Genomic DNA, 17,842 nt, shown 5'->3' with positions numbered 1-17,842 from the left:
CATCGTCTGGTTCCACAAACACAGAGCTAGACGATCGGTCCGAGCGTCCTTCTTCGTCTGAAGGGGGATCACTGACGCGGTAGCGCCTACTCGCTGACCGAGAACACCTTCTTCTTCGGTGCCGCCTCCGCAGCCGATCCCGCCACGGCGATCTTGGGGGCGTCGAGGACGTCGGTCATGAAGTCGGCGACCCACTGCAGCAATTCCATATCGCGCAGGTTTGGGGCGTTGAGTGCCCGCTTTGCCCCGCCTTCCTTGGGCATCGGCACCTGCAGCGCCTTTGCCGCAGCCCGGAAGTTCGCCCCCGGGTACAAGCGCTTCAGGCGCACCTGCTTGGAGTCAGGCAACTCGACTGGGTGGAGTTTGATGCGGGTTCCCTGGGTCAGGATCTCGGAAACGCCAACTGCACGGGCCTGGTTGCGCAGTCGGGCTACGGCCATGAGCCGCTCGACCTCAATTGGCAAGGTGCCGAAGCGGTCGATCATGTCGTCGGCTGCGGCGGTCAGGGCGTCGTCGTCACGCGCTTCTGCGAGCTTGCGGTACACCTCTAGGCGCAGGCGCTCGGAGTTGATGTAGGTCTCCGGAATGTGTGCGTCCACGGGCAGGTCGACGCGGATTTCCTTCGGGCCTTTGTCGGTGGCGTCGATGGGTTTGCCGCTCATGAGGCCCTTGAAGGTTTCCACGGCCTCGCTGACCAAGCGGACGTACATGTCGAAGCCCACGCCGGCGATGTGGCCGGACTGTTCCGCGCCGAGCACGTTGCCGGCGCCGCGCATCTCCAGGTCCTTTTGCGCCACGGCCATGCCGGCGCCCAGGTCGTTGTTTTGGGCGATGGTGGCCAGGCGGTCGTAGGAGGTCTCGGTGAGTGTCTTGTCCTTCGGGTACAGGAAGTACGCGTAGGCACGCTCGCGGGAACGACCCACACGGCCGCGCAGCTGGTGCAACTGGCTCAGGCCCATGTTCTGGGCGTTTTCCACGATCAGGGTGTTGGCGTTGGCGATGTCCAGGCCGGTCTCCACGATCGTGGTGCACACCATGACGTCGTATTCGCGGTTCCAAAAACCCTGTACGGTCTGCTCGAGCACCTGCTCGCTCATCTGGCCGTGGGCGACAACGACGCGGGCCTCGGGCACGAGTTCGCGCAGTTGGCGGGCAGTTTTTTCGATGTCGGAGACTTTGTTGTGGATGTAGAAGACTTGGCCGTCGCGAAGCAATTCTCGACGAATCGCCGCCGCCACCTGCTTATCCTCCTGCGGACCGACATACGTGAGCACCGGGTGACGATCCTCCGGCGCGGTGGTAATCGAGGTCATTTCGCGGATGCCGGTCAGCGACATCTCAAGCGTGCGCGGAATCGGCGTTGCAGTCATGGTGAGCACGTCAACGTGCGACTTCAGCGCCTTGATGTGTTCCTTGTGCTCGACACCGAAGCGCTGCTCCTCGTCCACGATGATCAGGCCGAGGTTCTTCCACTGCACGCCCGTCTGCAGCAGTCGGTGGGTACCAATGACGATGTCTACGGAACCGTCCGCAAGACCTGCGAGGATCTTCTTCGAATCCGCGGTAGAGGTGAAACGCGACAGCTCGCGGACCTCCACCCCAAAACCATCCATGCGCTGCGTGAAGGTGGAGTAATGCTGCTGGGCAAGCAGTGTCGTCGGCACCAGCACCGCGACCTGTTTACCGTCCTGCACTGCCTTAAACGCGGCACGCACGGCCACCTCGGTTTTGCCGAAGCCCACATCGCCCACGATCACGCGGTCCATCGGCGTGGGCTTTTCCATGTCTTCCTTGACCGCTTCGATGGCGTTGAGCTGGTCTTCCGTCTCTACGAACGGGAAGGCATCTTCCATCTCAAGCTGCCACGGGGTATCCGGTGCGAACGCGTGGCCCGGCGCGGCTTGGCGCTTGGCGTAGAGCTCCACCAACTCGCCGGCGATCTCGCGCACGGCGGCGCGCGCCTTGCGCTTGGTGGACTTCCAGTCCGAGCCGCCCATCTTGCTTAGCGACGGCTTCTCGCCACCGGTGTACTTACTCAGCAGGTCCAGCGACTCCATGGGCACCCAGAGTTGGTCGCCGGGCTGTCCGCGCTTGGCGGGCTGGTACTCGAGCACGATGTATTCGCGCCGCGACGCCTCATCGCCAGCCTTGATAGTGCGCTCCGCCATCTTCACAAACTTGCCGATGCCGTGGGTGTCATGCACCACGAAGTCACCCGGCTGCAAAGCCAACGGGTCGACGCGGTTGCGGCGGCGCGGGGCGCGTCGCTTAGCGCCGGCGATGTCGCCGACGCGGTTGCCGGTCAGGTCCGTTTCAGTAACAACGACCAAGTTCGGCCCGCCGAAAACGAGGCCTGCGTGCGATAACGCCTGGTAGAGCGTAACTGCACCATCGACGGGCTCGAGCCCCGGTGTGGCCACTCGTGCGGACACGCCGTGCTCGCGCAGGCGCTCCGCCATGCGGTCGATCGCACCTTTGGCCGGAGCGACATAGGCGGCCTTGCCGTGGTTTTGCGTCACGTGCAGTTTCAGCGTGGCGTAGAGCTGCTCGATCTGCTTCGGATCGCCCTTCGGCGCGGGTGCTGCCTCGAACTCGAGAGGCAGCGTCGACGCGTCATCCGCGGCAAACATGCCAGGAGGCGCAAAGGTCCACCAGGCGTTTCCGGCCTTCGACGCGGAGACCTCCAGAGACTCGAACGAACGGTACGACGAGGCAGAAACGTCCAGGCCTTCCACCGCCACCGGACCTTCGGCGCCCATCGCGGCGGCCTCCCAGCCGGCCTCGAGGAACTCGCGGTCGGTCGCTTCCAAGTCGGCAATGCGAGCGCGAACCTTCTCCGGGTTGGTCACCAACACCACCGAACCAGCGGGCATCAGTTCCGGCAGCACCGAATATTTCTTATCGGTCAGCGCCGGGATGATCGCCTCCATGCCCTCCGCCGGCTGCTTTTCGGAAATGCGTGCAAGCAGCGACGACAAGGTGGGGTTCGACGGGAATTTGCGGGCCAGGTCGTCGGCTTTGGCGGCCACGGTGTCGTCGATAAGCAACTGCCTTGCTGGAAACAGTTCGACGGCACCAACCTCTTCGATGGTGCGCTGATCCGCAACCGCAAAGGAACGGATGTCGGTGACTTCGTCACCCCAGAACTCGATACGCACAGGGTTCTGGGCAGTGGTGGGGAAAACGTCAATGATGCCGCCACGGGTAGCAAACTCGCCACGGCCCGCAACCATATCCACGTGGTTGTAGGCGAAATGCACCAACTGCTGCGTCAGGTCCTCAAAGTCGGCTTCCTGGTCCACCGCCACCCGAATCGGCTCAATCGCAGGCAAAACCGGCTGGCACACGGCGCGCGCCGCAGCCACGATGACACGCGGCATATCCCACAACACCTTCGCACGGCGGCCAACAATGTCCGCAGCTGGCGACAAGCGCTCATGGGGCAACGTCTCGTAGGCGGGGAATTGGGCGACCTTGTCGTCGCCAAGCATTGCCTTGAGCTCCGCCGTGAGGTCTTCCGCCTCGTGCCCCGTCGCCGTCACCAACAGCACCGGGGTCTCACGCGCGATCGCACCAGCAGTCCAGGAACGTGCCTGGTCAATGCCGGTAATATGCAGCGAATCTTCCCCCACATGCGTCACCAAACCCTTCAACTTCGGGTCCGTCAACGCCTGGGTGAGCAGCCCACCAAGCACGGGCGGGGTGTTATCAGTCATGCAATGCTTCCTCTTCGTTCGCTTCGCGATCCACAGCGCGCTCATCTCCAGCGACATCTTCACCAGCAATATGCGGCTTGGCCTCCATCCCCCGCAACCCATTCCAACACAGGTTAGAGATGTGCGCCGCCACAATATGCTTGTCTGGCTCACGCTGGTCCAGCCACCACAGCGCAGAATTAGACACCGTGCCAACCAGCGCCTGACCGTACAACCCGGCCATCGCCTCATCTAATCCACGGTGCTTAAACGCCTCCGCCAGCAAGTGGGAAACCTCAGCGGTCACACGGTTAAGAATCGTCGAATACGTCCGCCCCTCCCCCGGCAACTGACCATGCGCAAGGATGACAAACCCGTCGGTGTCATCCTCCACGTACGTCAGCAACGCCAACACACCACGCTCAATGCGATCGCGCCAGCGTCCCTCCTGGATCGACCCCATAATCGTCTCCTCCAGGCGGACCATCTCCCGACGAATAACCGCCTGGTACAAGCCTTCTTTGCCCCCAAAGTGCTCATACACCACCGGCTTGGTCACCCCGGCGCGGGCCGCAATCTCCTCCATGGAGATCCCGTCGTATCCGCGCTCAGCAAAAGCAGCGCGCCCAACGCCTAATAATTGTTCCCTACGCTGGGGTGCAGTCATTCGCCTACGAGCCATGTGTTCCACTCTAGATCCCTCTCCGACACACCCCATCTTTGGTTGCCACGGGATGTGGTCTACAATCAGCGATGCTATTCCCCATGGTGTAATCGGCAACACTACGGTTTTTGGTACCGTCATTCTAGGTTCGAGTCCTGGTGGGGAAGCTTTTTCATATGGGGAGGGGAAATGAAACGATTCGCAATACTTTCTACAGCTCTATGCGTGATGCTCTCGGGGTGCACTACAGAGCAACCGCTTAACGACGACACCACGCCCAACATCGAATCCGGCACACCACCCGAATTCGCGGAGGATAAGCCTCAAGCACAGGCATTCGTGTTCAAAAGCGGCGTGCTAGAAATCGGCGACTTCGACCCGTACACAATCGGCGACGACATCTTCGATCCCTGCACGGAAATCACGCAGGAAGAATTCGCCGCTGCGGGGTTTGAGGATGTGGAGCCGCTTCCGGAGAAATATGCGGCATTCGCTCGCGGAATGAGTGCTTGCGACAGCCAAAACGGCGATGAGCTGTTTCCTCCAGCGTTTATGAGCAGCAACGCGAATCGCAAAGTTGTTGCAGAGCAAGTGGAATTGTTCGATTACAAATCTGAAGTCCTACCGACGCTTTATACCTTCGGTCCATTGAGTGGCATCGGCCCTAGTTGTTACGCACAGATTGACACTGTTCGAGGAGCAATAACAACAATCGTCGCCGGGATTGAAGGGTTTGGCGATCGTAAACAGAATTGCGACCGCGCAATTAACGCACTGGAGAGCCTTTACCAGGCATTTCATTAACAATTGTCCACTAAAGTGGACAAACTCTTTTCATCCGCTTCTTTCTCATTTATCTTTGAGAATAAGCAACAACTTTTTGGGGGAAAAATGATCATAAAACTCGACATAGCTCAAGCAGAATCTGCGATTAGCCAGCTAAGGGGAATTGCTAGCAGTCTCGGTACAAACATCGGATTTGCAAGCAATCCGCTTTCTTCTTTCTCGCAGGTCAGTGGCCTCGCAGATGCAGGGCGTACTCTGAGCCCAATCGGGGATGTAAACGCACCAGAAGCAAATCAAGCGGTCGCAACCTACCTTCTGGGTACGGCGAACATTCTTGAAACAGCGCTGAACAACACACTGCGGACAGATGATTCGCTGTCCGGTGCGTTGGCGTCGCTCGGTCCGGTGTTTGAAGGACGCGTTAACCAGGTGCAGCCACAACTGATTGAGCTCCTGCAGAAATCGCGTTCGGTCGATCCGAAAACCAACACGTTTGCAAACCCGGCGGCAGTCGCGACTGGTGATTCGTCGCTGCACGCCTTGCACGCCAAGTTGTTGGAGACCGACACCTCTCGTGCGATGTCTGCTTCCGAGTTCTGGAACTCAAATGCGGAGCTGATCGCCGATGCGATGGAGGAACTCAACGAAGTTCAGCACGCGTTGAGCTCGTCGGCAGAGACATCCTGGATTCACAACGCGATGCGCACCATCACACAGGTCCAGAACGCAGGTATGGAATACGTGGCTAACTCGCGCTCCCTCGCAGCGCACACCGCAATGCTTGCCGACGCCGCAGACGCCGAAAAACTCATCGCATCCAGCACCGTGATGGCATATGACGCTGCACCGTCGCCGGAAGAAAAGCTTGCGATCGAGCAGGCGTACTTGCTCAACTTTCCGGCACGAATGACATCAAACTTGGTCGCTGCGATCCCGACGTTTAACCGTCTGCTTCCGGAGTTGAAGGAGATGTCTGGCGACTCCTACAGCGTCGATAGCATTCCCTCGCCAGCAGCGCCCGCATTTGAACCAGCAGAGTTGCCGGAACCAATCCAGAATGCGCTGATCAACCGTGGCTACGGGGATATCGCAAACGCGAAAACACCGTCAGAGGTTCTGCAGAACATGGGGCGGCCCTCGCCAAACGTGCTTGATTCCATTCCGGCAGGTGCTACGCCTACGCAGGCTGCGTCGGCAGTGCTGGCACCGCCAAGCACAAATGCGATGGCTCCGACCCCAGGTGCGATCTCTGCTGGCGCGCACCCAGGTGCGCACAGCCCAGCGTTCACCGGTGCTATCACCCCTGCAACCACACGTGGGGCGAACTCGGGCGGGGCATCCGCCGGCACCAATAGCGGCGCGGGTGGATTCGCTCCAATAGCTGGTGGGCCCAGCAACGCTGCAGGCACTGGAAGGCACGCTGCTCGTGGAAACCAGATGGGCGCAGGCACCGGGGTTGGAGTGCCTGGCGGTTCCCGCGGGGGCTCCCCTGCTTCCCAGGCTGTAAGCGGCCGTGGAGCTGGAAATGGCATCGGCACTGGCCGAGGCGCCGGAGCAGGGGCTGGCATGTACGCAGGTGGCGGCATGCACGCCGGTCGTCCGGGTTTCAGCACGGGCGGCGGCGTGAGCGCCGGTGCTGGTGTCGGTCCAAGTACCGGTTTCGGCGCCGGTTCGCAGGGTGCTCACGGTGCTACCCCGCACGGCTCGACAGGGCACGCGCCAACAGGCTCCGGCACAGCTAACGGTGCACACGGTGCCCACAGTGCCCACGGCGCCCACGCCACAAACGGTGCGCACTCCGCGAACAATGCGGCAGGCGCACACCGCGGCGGTGGTGTCATTGCCGGGCAACCGATGATGGCCGGGCGCAACCAAAACGGTCGCGCATCCGACAAGGCCGCCGCCAAGGTCAAGACAGTTACCAGCGCGGTCGAGCGCGACGGCAACCTCAAGGCACTGCTCGGCGACGCCCCACTATTGCTGCCGGAAGTCATCGGCTACAACGTGCGCCGATAGTCACCGCGAGCGGCAACGCTCGAAACAGCAACCCGAAACAAAACCACGCCCCGGTGGGATTCGCGCCGGGGCGTGGGGTCGTCGAGAAGCAATCTAATGCTCGTGGCCGTGCGGGAGTGCAAGGTCCGGTTCTTGGCCAGGCTCAACGATGACAAATTGGCCCATCATGCCCTGGTCTTCGTGGTTGAGCATGTGGCAGTGATACATGTAGGCCAAGGTGGGGTCGGGGTGATACGCGATCTCCACAAGCAACGTCACCGTGGAAAGCGGTGGCACGTCGATGGTGTCGTGCCAGCCGGCAGTGAACTCCACTTCCCCACCCTCAACACTTTGCACGGCGAAGCGTGCGTTGTGGATATGGAAGTTGTGCAGCATATCCTCGTTTTCGTTGGTCACGCGCCAGATCTCAGGCCCGTCGTGGTCGACGACAAAGTCGACGCGCGACATGTCCATCGTTTGGCCATTGATCTCAATGCCATTGAGTCGGAACTCGCGCTCCACACTTGCCGACGACGGCACGTCCAACGGCACCAACGTTTCCGACAACGCGGGCGAAGCCGGCGCATCTTCTGGCGGGGCGGCGATCTCCAACAGGTCGAAGGTGTCGCGGGCGCCGAACATGTCCGCCGTTTCCTTATCCGGCAGGCCGCCAAGATCCGGGAGTCCATCGCTACGCAACATCAGGTCCTTGCCCGGCTCCAGGTCCACCACGATTTCCACGCGCTCGCCCGGGGTAAGCAGCACGCCGTCGACCTCCACCGGGGAATCGAGGAACCCCTGGTCCGTGGCGACGATCTTGAACGGCACGCCCAGTGTCAGGTGGTGGAAGCGCAACACGGAACCGTTGAGCACGCGGAGACGCACGCGGCGGGTTGTGGCCTCGAAACGCGGTTTGGTGATGCCGTTGACCACCACGGTGTCGCCGACCCAACCGTGGTCCTCGTCGAGCTGGCCGTCTTCGGTGAACTGGGCGTTAGTCAGGATCACAGGGATGTCGTCGACGCCGTAGTCGGCGGGCAGGCCGGGGATGGCGGTGGTGTCGTCGTCGACAATCAGACCGCCGGCAAGGCCGCGGTAGGCGTGCACCGCGGATATCTCGTGCGGGTGCGGGTGGTACCAGCAGGTCGCGGCGGGCTGATCGACGGTCCACGACGGCGACCAAGACTCACCCGGGTCAAACATCAGCGCCGGTCCCCCGTCCGCAGCGGCCGGCAGGTGCAGGCCGTGCCAGTGCACAACGGTCGGCTCCGGCACGTTGTTGTGCACGGTCATTTCAATGCGTTCGCCGCGCCGCATGTACAGCGTTGGGCCCAAGAACGGCCCGTTGAAGCCCCAAGTCTTGGTCATGACACCGGGGATGATTTCGGATTCGCCTTCCTGGGCGGTCAGTTCGAAGCGGCGCACGTTGCCGTCGAGTGTGCCTTCGTACAGCGGCGGGATAGGCAGCGGGCGTGCTTCGGCGTCGGCACCACGCGGGGTGGGCTGGTTTGATGTCGAGCACCCAGCCAATGCAGCACCCGTGGCTGCGACTGCAACGGCGAAAACGGTCCCTTTAAAAAATGTGCGTCGAGAAAAAGCCATTACGTCCTCCAAAAACTCGCCGAAAACCATGAATGATCCTACTATCCCGATATATGCGTAACGAGGAAGCGAATGCCCGCCGGTTCATCTGGTCGAACGGCTTACAAAACATTGGCGATCAGGTAGTCGCCCCGAAAACGGTGCTGCCGTGGCTGTTCAATGCTGCTGGGGTGCCGGCGGCGTTCACGTCGTTTCTCGTGCCAATTCGCGAGTCAGGCTCGATGCTGCCGCAGGCGTTTTTGAGCCCGTGGGTGACGTCGCAAAGCTCGCGCAAACGAGTCTGGTTGATCGGCTCGTGGGGCCAAGCGCTGGCCTCTGCCGGCATTGCGCTTAGCGCGCTGTTGCTCGAGGGAAGTGCGCTCGGCATCGCAGTCATTGTCCTGCTTGCGGTGCACGCGGTGTTTCGCTCCATCTGCTCCATCGCAGGCAAAGATGTCCAGGGCCGCACGATTTCCAAAGGCCACCGCGGCGACATCACCGGTCGCGCCACCGCGCTCGCCGGCGGTTTCACTCTCGCGATCGGTCTCGCACTGTCGTTTATCCCCAACGAACTTCCGCAGTGGTCACTCGCCGCGCTGCTCGCCGGCGGTGCGTCGATGTGGGCGCTCGCTTCGCTCGTGTTCATGCGTATCGACGAGCCCACTCCCGACACCGACACCTCCAACGGCCAAGGCTTCCACGACATGTGGAAGCTGGTCACCTCCGACCGCGACCTGCAACGATTCCTCATCGTGCGCTCGCTCATGCTGGTCACCGCGCTTTCCACCCCGTTTATCGTCGTGTTGGGCAGCCGCGAAGGCGCCGACCTCACAGGCCTTGGCGCGTTCATCGTCGCCTCCGGCGGCGCGTCACTGCTTGGCGGGCGGGTTTCGGGCCGGTTGTCGGACAGGTCGTCGAAACGCACGATGGCGTGGGCTGCAGGTTTCGCGTCCACTGTGCTCATCCTGCTCGTTGCCAGCGCACAGCTTGTCGACGACACCATCAACGCCTGGGTCATGCCCCTAGGCTTCTTCCTGGTCAACCTCGCCCACACCGCAGTGCGGGTCAGCCGCAAGACCTACCTGGTAGACATGGCCGACGGCGATAGGCGCACCATGATCACGGGTGCCGCCAACACCGTCATGGGCATCGTCCTGCTCGTTGTCGGCGCAATCTCCTCGGCGGTTGTGCTGCTCGGCCCGCAGGCAGCGCTGATCTTCCTGGCTGTTGTTGGTTACGCCGGTGTGTTTGGTGCCGCGAACCTGAAGGAAGTCTCGGCAAACAAGTAGGCCAGAGCCCATAGGCGTTATGCTTGGGGCCGATCTCAAAACGTCCACCCCCAAGGAGTAATCGAGTGCCTAACCACTCCGATCGCGCCGTTGTCGTGCTCGCGGCCGGCGCGGGAACCCGCATGAAGTCCGACCGCCAAAAGACGCTGCACGAAATCGGCGGGCGCAGCCTGCTCTCCCATTCGCTGCACGCCGCAGCCGGTGTGGAACCGACCTACCTCGTTGCTGTGGTCGGCCACCAGCGCGACCAGGTCGCCCCAGCCGTGGAGCACATCGCCGAGCAGATGCACGTGGAGATCCGCCAGGCGATCCAGGAGGAGCAAAACGGCACCGGCCACGCAGTGCAGGTCGGCCTGTCGGCAATTCCGGATTTCGACGGCACCGTCGTGGTCACCAATGGCGACGTGCCGTTGCTGACGCCGGAGACGTTGCAGGCGCTCGTCGAAAAGCATGAGTCCGAGCATGCCGCTGTGACCGTGCTCTCCCTCGAATTCGACAACCCCACCGGCTACGGCCGCATCATCCGCGGCGAAGCTGGCGACGTGCTCGAAATCGTCGAAGAAAAAGACGCCACCGACGAACAACGCAAGGTCCACGAAGTCAACTCCGGTGTCTTCGCCTTCGACGCCACCGTGCTTCGCGACGCCCTCGCGCGCGTCACCCCAGACAACGCCCAAGGCGAGTTCTACATCACCGACGTCCTCGGCATCGCCCGCAACGACGGCCGCAAAGTCTCCGCCTTCATCGCACCTGATGCCCGCGAACTCGCCGGTGTCAACGACCGCGTCCAACTCGCCGAAGCAGGCAAAGAACTCAACCGCCGCCTCGTCGAGCGCGCCATGCGCAACGGCGCAACCGTCATCGACCCGGCCACCACCTGGATCGGCGTCGAGGTAGAAATCGGCCGCGACGTCATCATCCACCCCAACACCCAACTGTGGGGCTCCACCGTCATCGGAGACGGCGCCGAAATCGGCCCCGACACCACCCTGACCGACATGGAAGTCGGCGCCCGCGCCACCGTCGTACGCACCCAAGGCGAACTCGGCGTCATCGGTGAAGAAGCCACCGTCGGCCCCTTCACCTACATCCGCCCCGGCACCGAACTCGGCGCCCGCGGCAAACTCGGCGGCTTCGTCGAATCCAAAAACGCCAAGATCGGCGAAGGCTCCAAGGTGCCCCACCTGACCTACATCGGCGACGCCACCGTAGGCAAGCACTCCAACATCGGCGCCTCCAGCGTTTTCGCTAACTACGACGGAGTGAACAAGCACCACACCACCATCGGCGACTACTGCCGTACCGGCTCAGACACCATGTTTGTCGCACCGGTCAATATCGGTGATGGCGCGTATACCGGCGCGGGTACAGTAGTCACGGAAGATGTTCCAGCCGGCGCGCTCGCCATCAAGGAGGGCCACCAGCGCAACATCGAGGGCTGGGTAGAAAAGCGCCGCCCCGGATCCGACGCGGCAGAAGCTGCAAAGAAAGCACGCGAGAAGTAAAGGTTCAAACATGACTGGTTACTCCACAGAAAGCCACAAAAACCTCAAGGTCTTCACCGGGCGTGCGCACCCGGAACTGGCAGAGGCCGTAGCAGACGAACTCGGCATCGAGCTCGTGCCCACCACCGCCCGTGACTTCGCCAACGGCGAAATCTTCATCCGCTTCGAAGAGTCCGTCCGTGGCTCCGACTGCTTTGTCATGCAGTCCCACGCACAGCCGCTGAACAAGTGGCTCATGGAGCAGTTGATCATGATCGACGCGCTCAAGCGTGGCTCCGCGAAGCGCATCACCGCGATCCTGCCGTTCTACCCGTACGCACGCCAGGACAAGAAGCACCGCGGCCGCGAGCCGATCTCCGCCCGCCTCATCGCAGACCTGCTCTCCGCAGCAGGCGCGGACCGCATCGTCTCCGTCGACCTGCACACCGACCAGATCCAGGGCTTCTTCGACGGCCCGGTCGACCACATGCACGCCCAGCCGATCCTGGTGGACTACATCAAGTCCAAGTACTCGCTGGACAACCTCGTGGTGGTCTCCCCGGATGCCGGCCGCGTGAAGTCCGCTGAGAAGTGGGCCAACATGCTTGGCGACGCCCCCATGGCCTTCGTCCACAAAACCCGCGACATCGACGCCGCAAACAAGGTTGTCTCCAACCGTGTCGTCGGCGACGTCGAGGGCAAGGACTGCATCCTCATGGACGACATGATCGACACCGGCGGCACCATCGCTGGCGCCGTCGGCGTGCTCAAGGAAGCCGGCGCGAAGTCCGTCGTCATCGCCTGCACCCACGGTGTCTTCTCCGACCCGGCACGCAAGCGCCTCAGCGACTGCGGCGCAGAGGAAGTCATCACCACCGACACCCTGCCGCAAAACACCGAAGGTTGGAAGAACCTCACCGTGCTGTCGATCGCACCACTGCTGGCAAAGACCATCCGCGAAATCTTCGAAAACGGTTCCGTGACCACCCTCTTCGAGGGCCAGGCCTAAACCACTCTTGACCGCGACAGCCGGGGCAGCTTCACCGCTGCCCCGGCTTCACGCTTAGGGAAAGGACACATTCTCATGTACAACCGCTACGCCGAATCCGTAGAAATCACCCCAGAGCTTGAGCACGCCAAAGCCATGTACGACGGCGACGCCACCCTCGAGTATCTGGGCGCCATCATCACACGGTTAGAGCCAGGCGTGGCGGAAGGTGAGTTTGTCGTCGATAAGCGGCATGCAAACGGATTCGGTGTCTGCCAAGGCGGCGTACTGTTCACCTTCGCCGACGCCCTCTTCGGTGGCGCCTGCAACTCGCGCCGCACTGAGCCCACCGTCAGCGCACAATCCGAAATGATCTACCTCGCACCCGCGAAAATGGGCCGCACCATCCGCGGCGTCGCCCGTGAACACCACCAATGGGGCCGCAACGGACTGTCCGACGTCACCCTTTACGACGGCGACACCGTCATCGCAGAATTCCGCGGACTCTCCCGCACCACCTCACGTCCCCCGACAGGAAACTAACCCATGAGCCTCCAAGAACAAGGACTCAAACGCAGCGTCAAAAGCCGCCAACTGATGATGATCGCCTTCGGATCATCCATCGGCACCGGACTTTTCCTCGGCTCCGCCAGCTCCATCCAATACGCCGGCCCCGCCGTCTTGATCTCCTTCGCCATCGTCGGCGTCATCGTTTACTTCCTCATGCGCATGCTCGGCGAAATGGCCGTCGAACACCCCGTCTCCGGATCCTTTGCCGCATACTCCCGCGAATTCATCGGCCGCGGAGCCGGATTTATCACCGGCTGGAACTGGTGGTTCACCACCGTGGTCGTCGGCATGCTGGAACTGACCGCCATGGGTACCTTCCTGGACTACTGGTTCCCCCACATCCCCCACTGGGTCACCGCGCTAGTCTCGCTGCTGCTCGTCGTCGTCCTCAACGTGCTCAACGTGCGCGTGTTCGCCACCACCGAATACTGGCTTTCCCTGATCAAAGTGGCAGCACTCGTCCTCATGATCGTGCTCGGCCTCGCGCTTGTCTTCGGCGTCGGCTCTGAACCCGCCATCGGCCTGCAACACATCACCGACCACGGCGGATTCATGCCAAACGGCGTCTCCGGTGTCCTGTTCGCACTCGTCGCAGTGACCTTCACCTTCGGCGGCATCATGTCCATTGGCACCGCCGCTGGCGAAGCTGACGACCCCGAAAAGGCAATTCCCCGCGCGGTCAACTCCGTCGTGTGGCGCATCCTCGTGTTCTACCTCGGCGGCATCGGCACCATCCTGCTGCTCGCACCGTGGAACGAACAAGACACGAACGAAAGCCCATTCATCCGGGTGCTTACCGGCGTCGGCTTTTCAGGCGCAGCAACCGCCCTGAACGTCGTCATCGTCGTCGCCGTGTTCTCCGTGCTCAACACCATGACGTACTCCGGCGCCCGCATGCTTCGCGACCTCGCCCGCAACGGCCAAGCCCCCAAAGCCCTCGCCGAAACCAACGCCAAAGGTGTGCCCACAAAAGCACTGCTTTTCGACGCCACCCTCATGGGCGTCGTCGTCATCCTCAACTACTTCTTCGAAGGCAAAATCTTCGCCATCCTGCTCGCCATCATCGTCGGCACGGAATTGATCACCTGGGCCGGCATCTGCCTATCCCACCTGAGCTTCCGCAAACACGCCGGCAACACAAAATTCCCCGCCCCGTTCTACCCAGTTGCGAACTGGATCTGCATCGCATTTTTCGCCCTCGTACTCGTACTAATGGGTATTCTTCCCGATTACCGCATGGGTCTAGCCACCCTCTTCGGCTGGATCCTCGCCCTCGGCCTCATCTGGCTGACAACGCAACGCAGGAGCAACGCATGACCCGCAACATGATCCGCCCAGACCTCGACACCATCCCCGACTACGTTCCAGGCGCCCGCAACGACCAGGCCATCAAACTCTCCTCCAACGAATGCGCCGAAGGCCCACTGCCCTCCGTACTCGAGGCGATGCGCGACACCCTCGGCTCCATGAACCGCTACCCCGACATGGGCGCCACCGACATCCGCACCGCCCTTGCCGAACACCTCGGCGTGACCATCGACCAGGTCGCCGTCGGCACCGGCTCCTCTGCCCTGTGCCAACAACTCGCGACGATCACCGCACAGCCCGGCGACGAAATCATCTTCCCCTGGCGCAGTTTCGAGGCCTACCCCATCTTCGCCCGCATCATCGGCGCAACCCCCGTCGCCATCCCACTCGACGCCGAGCACCGCCTCGACCTGCCCGCCATGGCCGCAGCGATTACCGAACGTACGAAACTCATCTTCGTGTGCAACCCCAACAACCCAACCGGCACCACCATCACCAACGCCGAGTTCGAAACCTTCATGGACGCCGTCCCATCCGACATCCTCGTCGCACTCGACGAGGCCTACTTCGAATACAACCGCGCCACCGACACCCCCGTCGCCACCGACGTCATCACCCGCTACCCCAACGTCGTCGGCCTACGCACCTTCTCCAAAGCCTACGGCCTCGCAGGCGCCCGCATCGGCTACGCCTTCGGCCCCGCCGACATCATCAGCGCCCTCAACAAAGTCGCCGTCCCCTTCTCCGTCAACGCCGTCGCCCAAACCGCAGCCCTCGCCTCCCTCAAAGCCACCTCCGAGCTGCAAACGCGTATCGACGACACCATCACCCAACGCCAACACCTCACCACCGCACTCAACCTCCCCGAATCCCAAGCCAACTTCATCTGGCTGCCGGATTTCCCGCGTGAAAAAGCTGACCGGCTAGCGGCAGAGGGCGTGCTGGTGCGTTCTTTCCCGGAAGGTATCCGCGTCACCGTCACCAACTCAGCCGAAACCGACGCCTTCCTGAAAGCATGGGACCGTGCGTAGTGAGCGCCGCCGCGTGATCGCGGCGACCACCATCGGCACAGCCATCGAGTGGTACGACTACTTCCTCTACGCCGCCGTCGCCGGTTTGGTGTTTAACCAGACCATGTTCGGTCCCCTCGGACCTGCTGCGGCGACGATCGTGAGCTTCCTCACCGTCGGCTTGTCCTTCCTGTTCCGCCCGCTCGGTGCGGTGCTTGCTGGCCACTACGCCGACCGATTCGGGCGCCGCGGCGTGCTCATGATCACCCTGTTCACGATGGGCACCGCCACCACGCTTATCGGCCTGTTGCCCACCTACGACACCATCGGTTGGCTTGCCCCCGCCGCACTGATTCTCCTGCGCATCCTGCAGGGCACATCGGCCGGCGGCGAATGGGGCTCCGCAGTCCTCCTCGCCGTCGAACACGCCCCTGTGAACAAACGCGGCCTTTACGGCGCCGGCCCCCAGGTCGGTGTTCCCGCTGGCCTGCTCATGTCCTCCGGCATGCTCGCCCTGATGACCGCCGTCGCCCCCGGTGACGCCTTCGTCGAATGGGGCTGGCGCATTCCCTTCCTGCTGTCCATCGCGCTGACGTTCCTCGGCTGGTGGATCCGCACCGGCGTCGAAGAATCGCCCGTCGTCGAGGAGATGCGCGAGACCGGCACCCGCAGCCCCATCAGCGGCCTGTTCAAATCTCACGCGGGAGTTGTCCTCGCAGCCGCCCTGATCTTCGCCGCCAACGGCGCCGTCGGTTACATGACAACCGGCGGTTACATCCAAAATTACGTCACTGACCCTGCCGGTATCGGGCTTTCACGCGGGGACATTCTCTGGGCTGTCACTGCATCGGCTGCGGTGTGGTTGTTCACTACAGCGTTCGCCGGGTGGGTCTCGGACTACATCGGGCGTAAGCGCACGCTTGCGATCGGGTTTGTGGTTCAGGCGGCGGGTGTTGCGGTGTTGTTCCCGCTCGTCGATACGGGTTCGATTGCAAAGATCACCGCGGCGTTGATTTTCCTCACCGTTGGCCTGGGCCTGACGTACGGCGAGATTGGCGCTTTCTACGCGGAGCTTTTCCCGGCTTCGGTCCGGGCGTCCGGGGCGTCGATTTCGTACGCGTTGGGTGCAATTCTTGGTGGTGCGTTTGCTCCAACGATTGCGGCTGCGTTGCGTGAGGCTACTGGTGGTACGGCGGCGATTACGGTGTATTTGATGGCGGCGACGTTGACGGGGTTCGTCGTTACGCTGCTTGTGCGTGATCGCACCGGCATCCCGCTTGGACATGATCATGAGGACGCCCAGGCGGCGGGGCATTTTGTGTGGGAAAAGTCGGCTGGTAGCCTGTAGCAGTCTCGGCGAGGGCTTTCGGGCCGTTATCGACGCGATGAAGATCCACTATGCGATCACTCGACGAGCACAATCCGTTAAGTGGTCGCAGGCAAAGCCTGTGGCCCTTCCAACCGAAGGAGTACAACATGGCTATTACCCCAACCGTTATCAAGGGTGAGCGTCGCGAGGAGTTTGGCAAGGGCTCCGCACGTCGTCTGCGTCGCGATGGCAAGATCCCGGGTGTCCTGTACGAAAAGGGCATTGAGAACATCCACTTCGCTGTTGATCGTATTGAGATGACTGCGATTGTGCGTAACGACGGCACCAACGCCATCGTCGAGCTTGAGCTCGATGGTGAGAAGCTGCTCGCCATGGTCAAGCACGTCGACCAGAACGTTCTGACTCTCGAGATCGACCACATTGACTTGTTCGGCATTAAGCGTGGCGAGAAGGTTACCGTCGAGGTTCCGGTTGTCACCGAGGGCGAGGCTGCTCCGGGCGCTGTTGTGTTCCAGGAAGCCGACGTTGTCGAGATCGAGATCGACGCTCTGTCTATCCCGGACGAGATCACCGTTTCCATCGAGGGCAAGGAGATCGGCGACCAGATCACCGCTGGCGATCTCGAGCTGCCGGCGGGTGCGGAGCTGATCACCGATCCGGAGAACTTGCTTGTCAACATCACCTTCGAGCAGGTTGATGAGGACCTCGAGGCTGAGGCTGAGGCTGCTGAGGATGGCGGCGCTGAGGCTGGCGCTGAGTCTTCTGAGGCTGGTGAGGAAGCTTCCGAGTAATTTCGGCACGACGATTGGCCCGCTTTTTTGGCGGGCTTTTTCGTTATGTGAAGAGTTGTTGCATGGCTCCGGGCGGATGCTTCTCGACGACCGACCCTCCCGGCGATACCCACACCGGTATCCCATCGCGTATCTGTATCCGCCCGTAGCGGTTTTCACGCGGGTCATCGTCGTTGCGCCCGTTATGAAACCGACATAACGGCACGAGGTTGGCCAGGTTGGTTTCCCCGCCGTGCCGCCAGGCCTGGATGTGATGGATTTCGCAGTTGTCAGCCCCATGCCGGCAATCGGGCACCGGACACGTCGGCGACATCATGGATGCCAACGCGCGTTGCTTACTATTGGCAAACC

Annotated in this window: 14 protein-coding genes; 10 read left to right on the top strand and 4 right to left on the bottom strand. The window is 62.0% G+C overall.

Going from position 1 to position 17,842, the window contains the following annotated elements:
* Positions 1–86: 86 nt before the first annotated feature.
* Both mfd and HMPREF2690_RS02410 read right to left on the bottom strand, forming a co-directional pair.
* Positions 87–3,716 (bottom strand): transcription-repair coupling factor, encoded by a 3,630-nt coding sequence (gene mfd, locus HMPREF2690_RS02415; RefSeq protein WP_070772391.1) that lies wholly within the window; start codon positions 3,714–3,716, stop codon positions 87–89.
* Positions 3,709–4,377 carry a TetR/AcrR family transcriptional regulator gene (locus HMPREF2690_RS02410; protein ID WP_070422629.1) on the bottom strand — a complete coding sequence of 223 codons (669 nt, stop codon included), beginning with the start codon at positions 4,375–4,377 and terminating at the stop codon, positions 3,709–3,711. Before HMPREF2690_RS02410 ends, mfd begins: the two co-directional genes overlap by 8 nt.
* A gap of 171 nt (positions 4,378–4,548) precedes the next feature.
* Between HMPREF2690_RS02410 and HMPREF2690_RS02405 the strand changes: the two genes are divergently transcribed.
* Together HMPREF2690_RS02405 and HMPREF2690_RS02400 are read left to right on the top strand one after the other, a co-directional pair.
* The gene (locus tag HMPREF2690_RS02405; RefSeq protein ID WP_141761177.1) at positions 4,549–5,163 is read left to right on the top strand and encodes a DUF3558 family protein; all 615 of its coding nucleotides are present in this window, start codon (positions 4,549–4,551) and stop codon (positions 5,161–5,163) included.
* 411 nt (positions 5,164–5,574) lie between these two features.
* Entirely contained in the window at positions 5,575–7,161 is a 1,587-nt protein-coding gene (locus HMPREF2690_RS02400; RefSeq protein WP_141758921.1) for a hypothetical protein, read from the top strand.
* A 93-nt stretch (positions 7,162–7,254) separates the two neighbouring features.
* Here the strand turns inward: HMPREF2690_RS02400 and HMPREF2690_RS02395 are convergent, their stop codons facing one another.
* Positions 7,255–8,742, bottom strand: coding sequence for a multicopper oxidase family protein (locus HMPREF2690_RS02395; RefSeq protein WP_070772407.1), 1,488 nt, complete (start codon positions 8,740–8,742; stop codon positions 7,255–7,257).
* A 53-nt stretch (positions 8,743–8,795) separates the two neighbouring features.
* On the opposite strand from HMPREF2690_RS02395, the gene HMPREF2690_RS02390 reads away from it, so the two are divergent.
* The 8 genes from HMPREF2690_RS02390 (at position 8,796) to HMPREF2690_RS02355 (ending at position 17,491) form a co-directional block, all read left to right on the top strand.
* The gene (locus HMPREF2690_RS02390; RefSeq protein WP_070422626.1) at positions 8,796–10,010 is read left to right on the top strand and encodes an MFS transporter; all 1,215 of its coding nucleotides are present in this window, start codon (positions 8,796–8,798) and stop codon (positions 10,008–10,010) included.
* A 65-nt stretch (positions 10,011–10,075) separates the two neighbouring features.
* Positions 10,076–11,515 (top strand): bifunctional UDP-N-acetylglucosamine diphosphorylase/glucosamine-1-phosphate N-acetyltransferase GlmU, encoded by a 1,440-nt coding sequence (gene glmU / locus HMPREF2690_RS02385; RefSeq protein ID WP_083279453.1) that lies wholly within the window; start codon positions 10,076–10,078, stop codon positions 11,513–11,515.
* Positions 11,516–11,525: 10 nt separating this feature from the next.
* A complete protein-coding gene (locus HMPREF2690_RS02380) occupies positions 11,526–12,503 on the top strand; it encodes a ribose-phosphate diphosphokinase (RefSeq protein WP_070570645.1) in 978 nt (325 codons plus the stop codon).
* A 75-nt stretch (positions 12,504–12,578) separates the two neighbouring features.
* Positions 12,579–13,025: a hotdog fold thioesterase gene (locus HMPREF2690_RS02375; RefSeq protein WP_070422624.1), complete on the top strand. Its 447-nt coding sequence runs from the start codon at positions 12,579–12,581 to the stop codon at positions 13,023–13,025.
* Positions 13,026–13,028: 3 nt separating this feature from the next.
* Complete coding sequence (locus HMPREF2690_RS02370) at positions 13,029–14,369, top strand: amino acid permease (protein WP_070820079.1); 1,341 nt, start codon at positions 13,029–13,031, stop codon at positions 14,367–14,369.
* An 8-nt stretch (positions 14,370–14,377) separates the two neighbouring features.
* Positions 14,378–15,391, top strand: coding sequence for a histidinol-phosphate transaminase (hisC, locus tag HMPREF2690_RS02365; protein ID WP_070820082.1), 1,014 nt, complete (start codon positions 14,378–14,380; stop codon positions 15,389–15,391).
* Positions 15,384–16,718: an MFS transporter gene (locus tag HMPREF2690_RS02360; protein WP_070820078.1), complete on the top strand. Its 1,335-nt coding sequence runs from the start codon at positions 15,384–15,386 to the stop codon at positions 16,716–16,718. The genes hisC and HMPREF2690_RS02360 overlap by 8 nt, the downstream gene beginning before the upstream one ends.
* Before the next feature lie 128 nt (positions 16,719–16,846).
* The gene (locus HMPREF2690_RS02355) at positions 16,847–17,491 is read left to right on the top strand and encodes a 50S ribosomal protein L25/general stress protein Ctc (RefSeq protein WP_070820077.1); all 645 of its coding nucleotides are present in this window, start codon (positions 16,847–16,849) and stop codon (positions 17,489–17,491) included.
* A 43-nt stretch (positions 17,492–17,534) separates the two neighbouring features.
* Here HMPREF2690_RS02355 and HMPREF2690_RS02350 read toward each other — a convergent pair.
* Positions 17,535–17,842 (bottom strand): HNH endonuclease signature motif containing protein (locus HMPREF2690_RS02350; protein WP_141761176.1); only part of this gene is annotated, 308 nt, incomplete at its 5' end.

Source organism: Corynebacterium sp. HMSC034E11, assembly GCF_001835905.1.
GTDB lineage: Bacteria > Actinomycetota > Actinomycetes > Mycobacteriales > Mycobacteriaceae > Corynebacterium > Corynebacterium coyleae.
Note: the sequence above shows the minus strand (reverse complement) of the source record. Positions and strands in the feature narration are given on the sequence as shown.

Bases quoted from the DNA above. Each gene is read 5' to 3' on its own strand.
- mfd (WP_070772391.1), bottom strand. From the start codon at position 3,716: ATGACTGATAACACCCCGCCCGTGCTTGGTGGGCTGCTCACCCAGGCG.
- HMPREF2690_RS02410 (WP_070422629.1), bottom strand. From the start codon at position 4,377: ATGGCTCGTAGGCGAATGACTGCACCCCAGCGTAGGGAACAATTATTA.
- HMPREF2690_RS02405 (WP_141761177.1), top strand. From the start codon at position 4,549: ATGAAACGATTCGCAATACTTTCTACAGCTCTATGCGTGATGCTCTCG.
- HMPREF2690_RS02395 (WP_070772407.1), bottom strand. From the start codon at position 8,742: ATGGCTTTTTCTCGACGCACATTTTTTAAAGGGACCGTTTTCGCCGTT.
- HMPREF2690_RS02390 (WP_070422626.1), top strand. From the start codon at position 8,796: ATGCGTAACGAGGAAGCGAATGCCCGCCGGTTCATCTGGTCGAACGGC.
- HMPREF2690_RS02380 (WP_070570645.1), top strand. From the start codon at position 11,526: ATGACTGGTTACTCCACAGAAAGCCACAAAAACCTCAAGGTCTTCACC.
- HMPREF2690_RS02375 (WP_070422624.1), top strand. From the start codon at position 12,579: ATGTACAACCGCTACGCCGAATCCGTAGAAATCACCCCAGAGCTTGAG.
- HMPREF2690_RS02370 (WP_070820079.1), top strand. From the start codon at position 13,029: ATGAGCCTCCAAGAACAAGGACTCAAACGCAGCGTCAAAAGCCGCCAA.
- hisC (WP_070820082.1), top strand. From the start codon at position 14,378: ATGATCCGCCCAGACCTCGACACCATCCCCGACTACGTTCCAGGCGCC.
- HMPREF2690_RS02355 (WP_070820077.1), top strand. From the start codon at position 16,847: ATGGCTATTACCCCAACCGTTATCAAGGGTGAGCGTCGCGAGGAGTTT.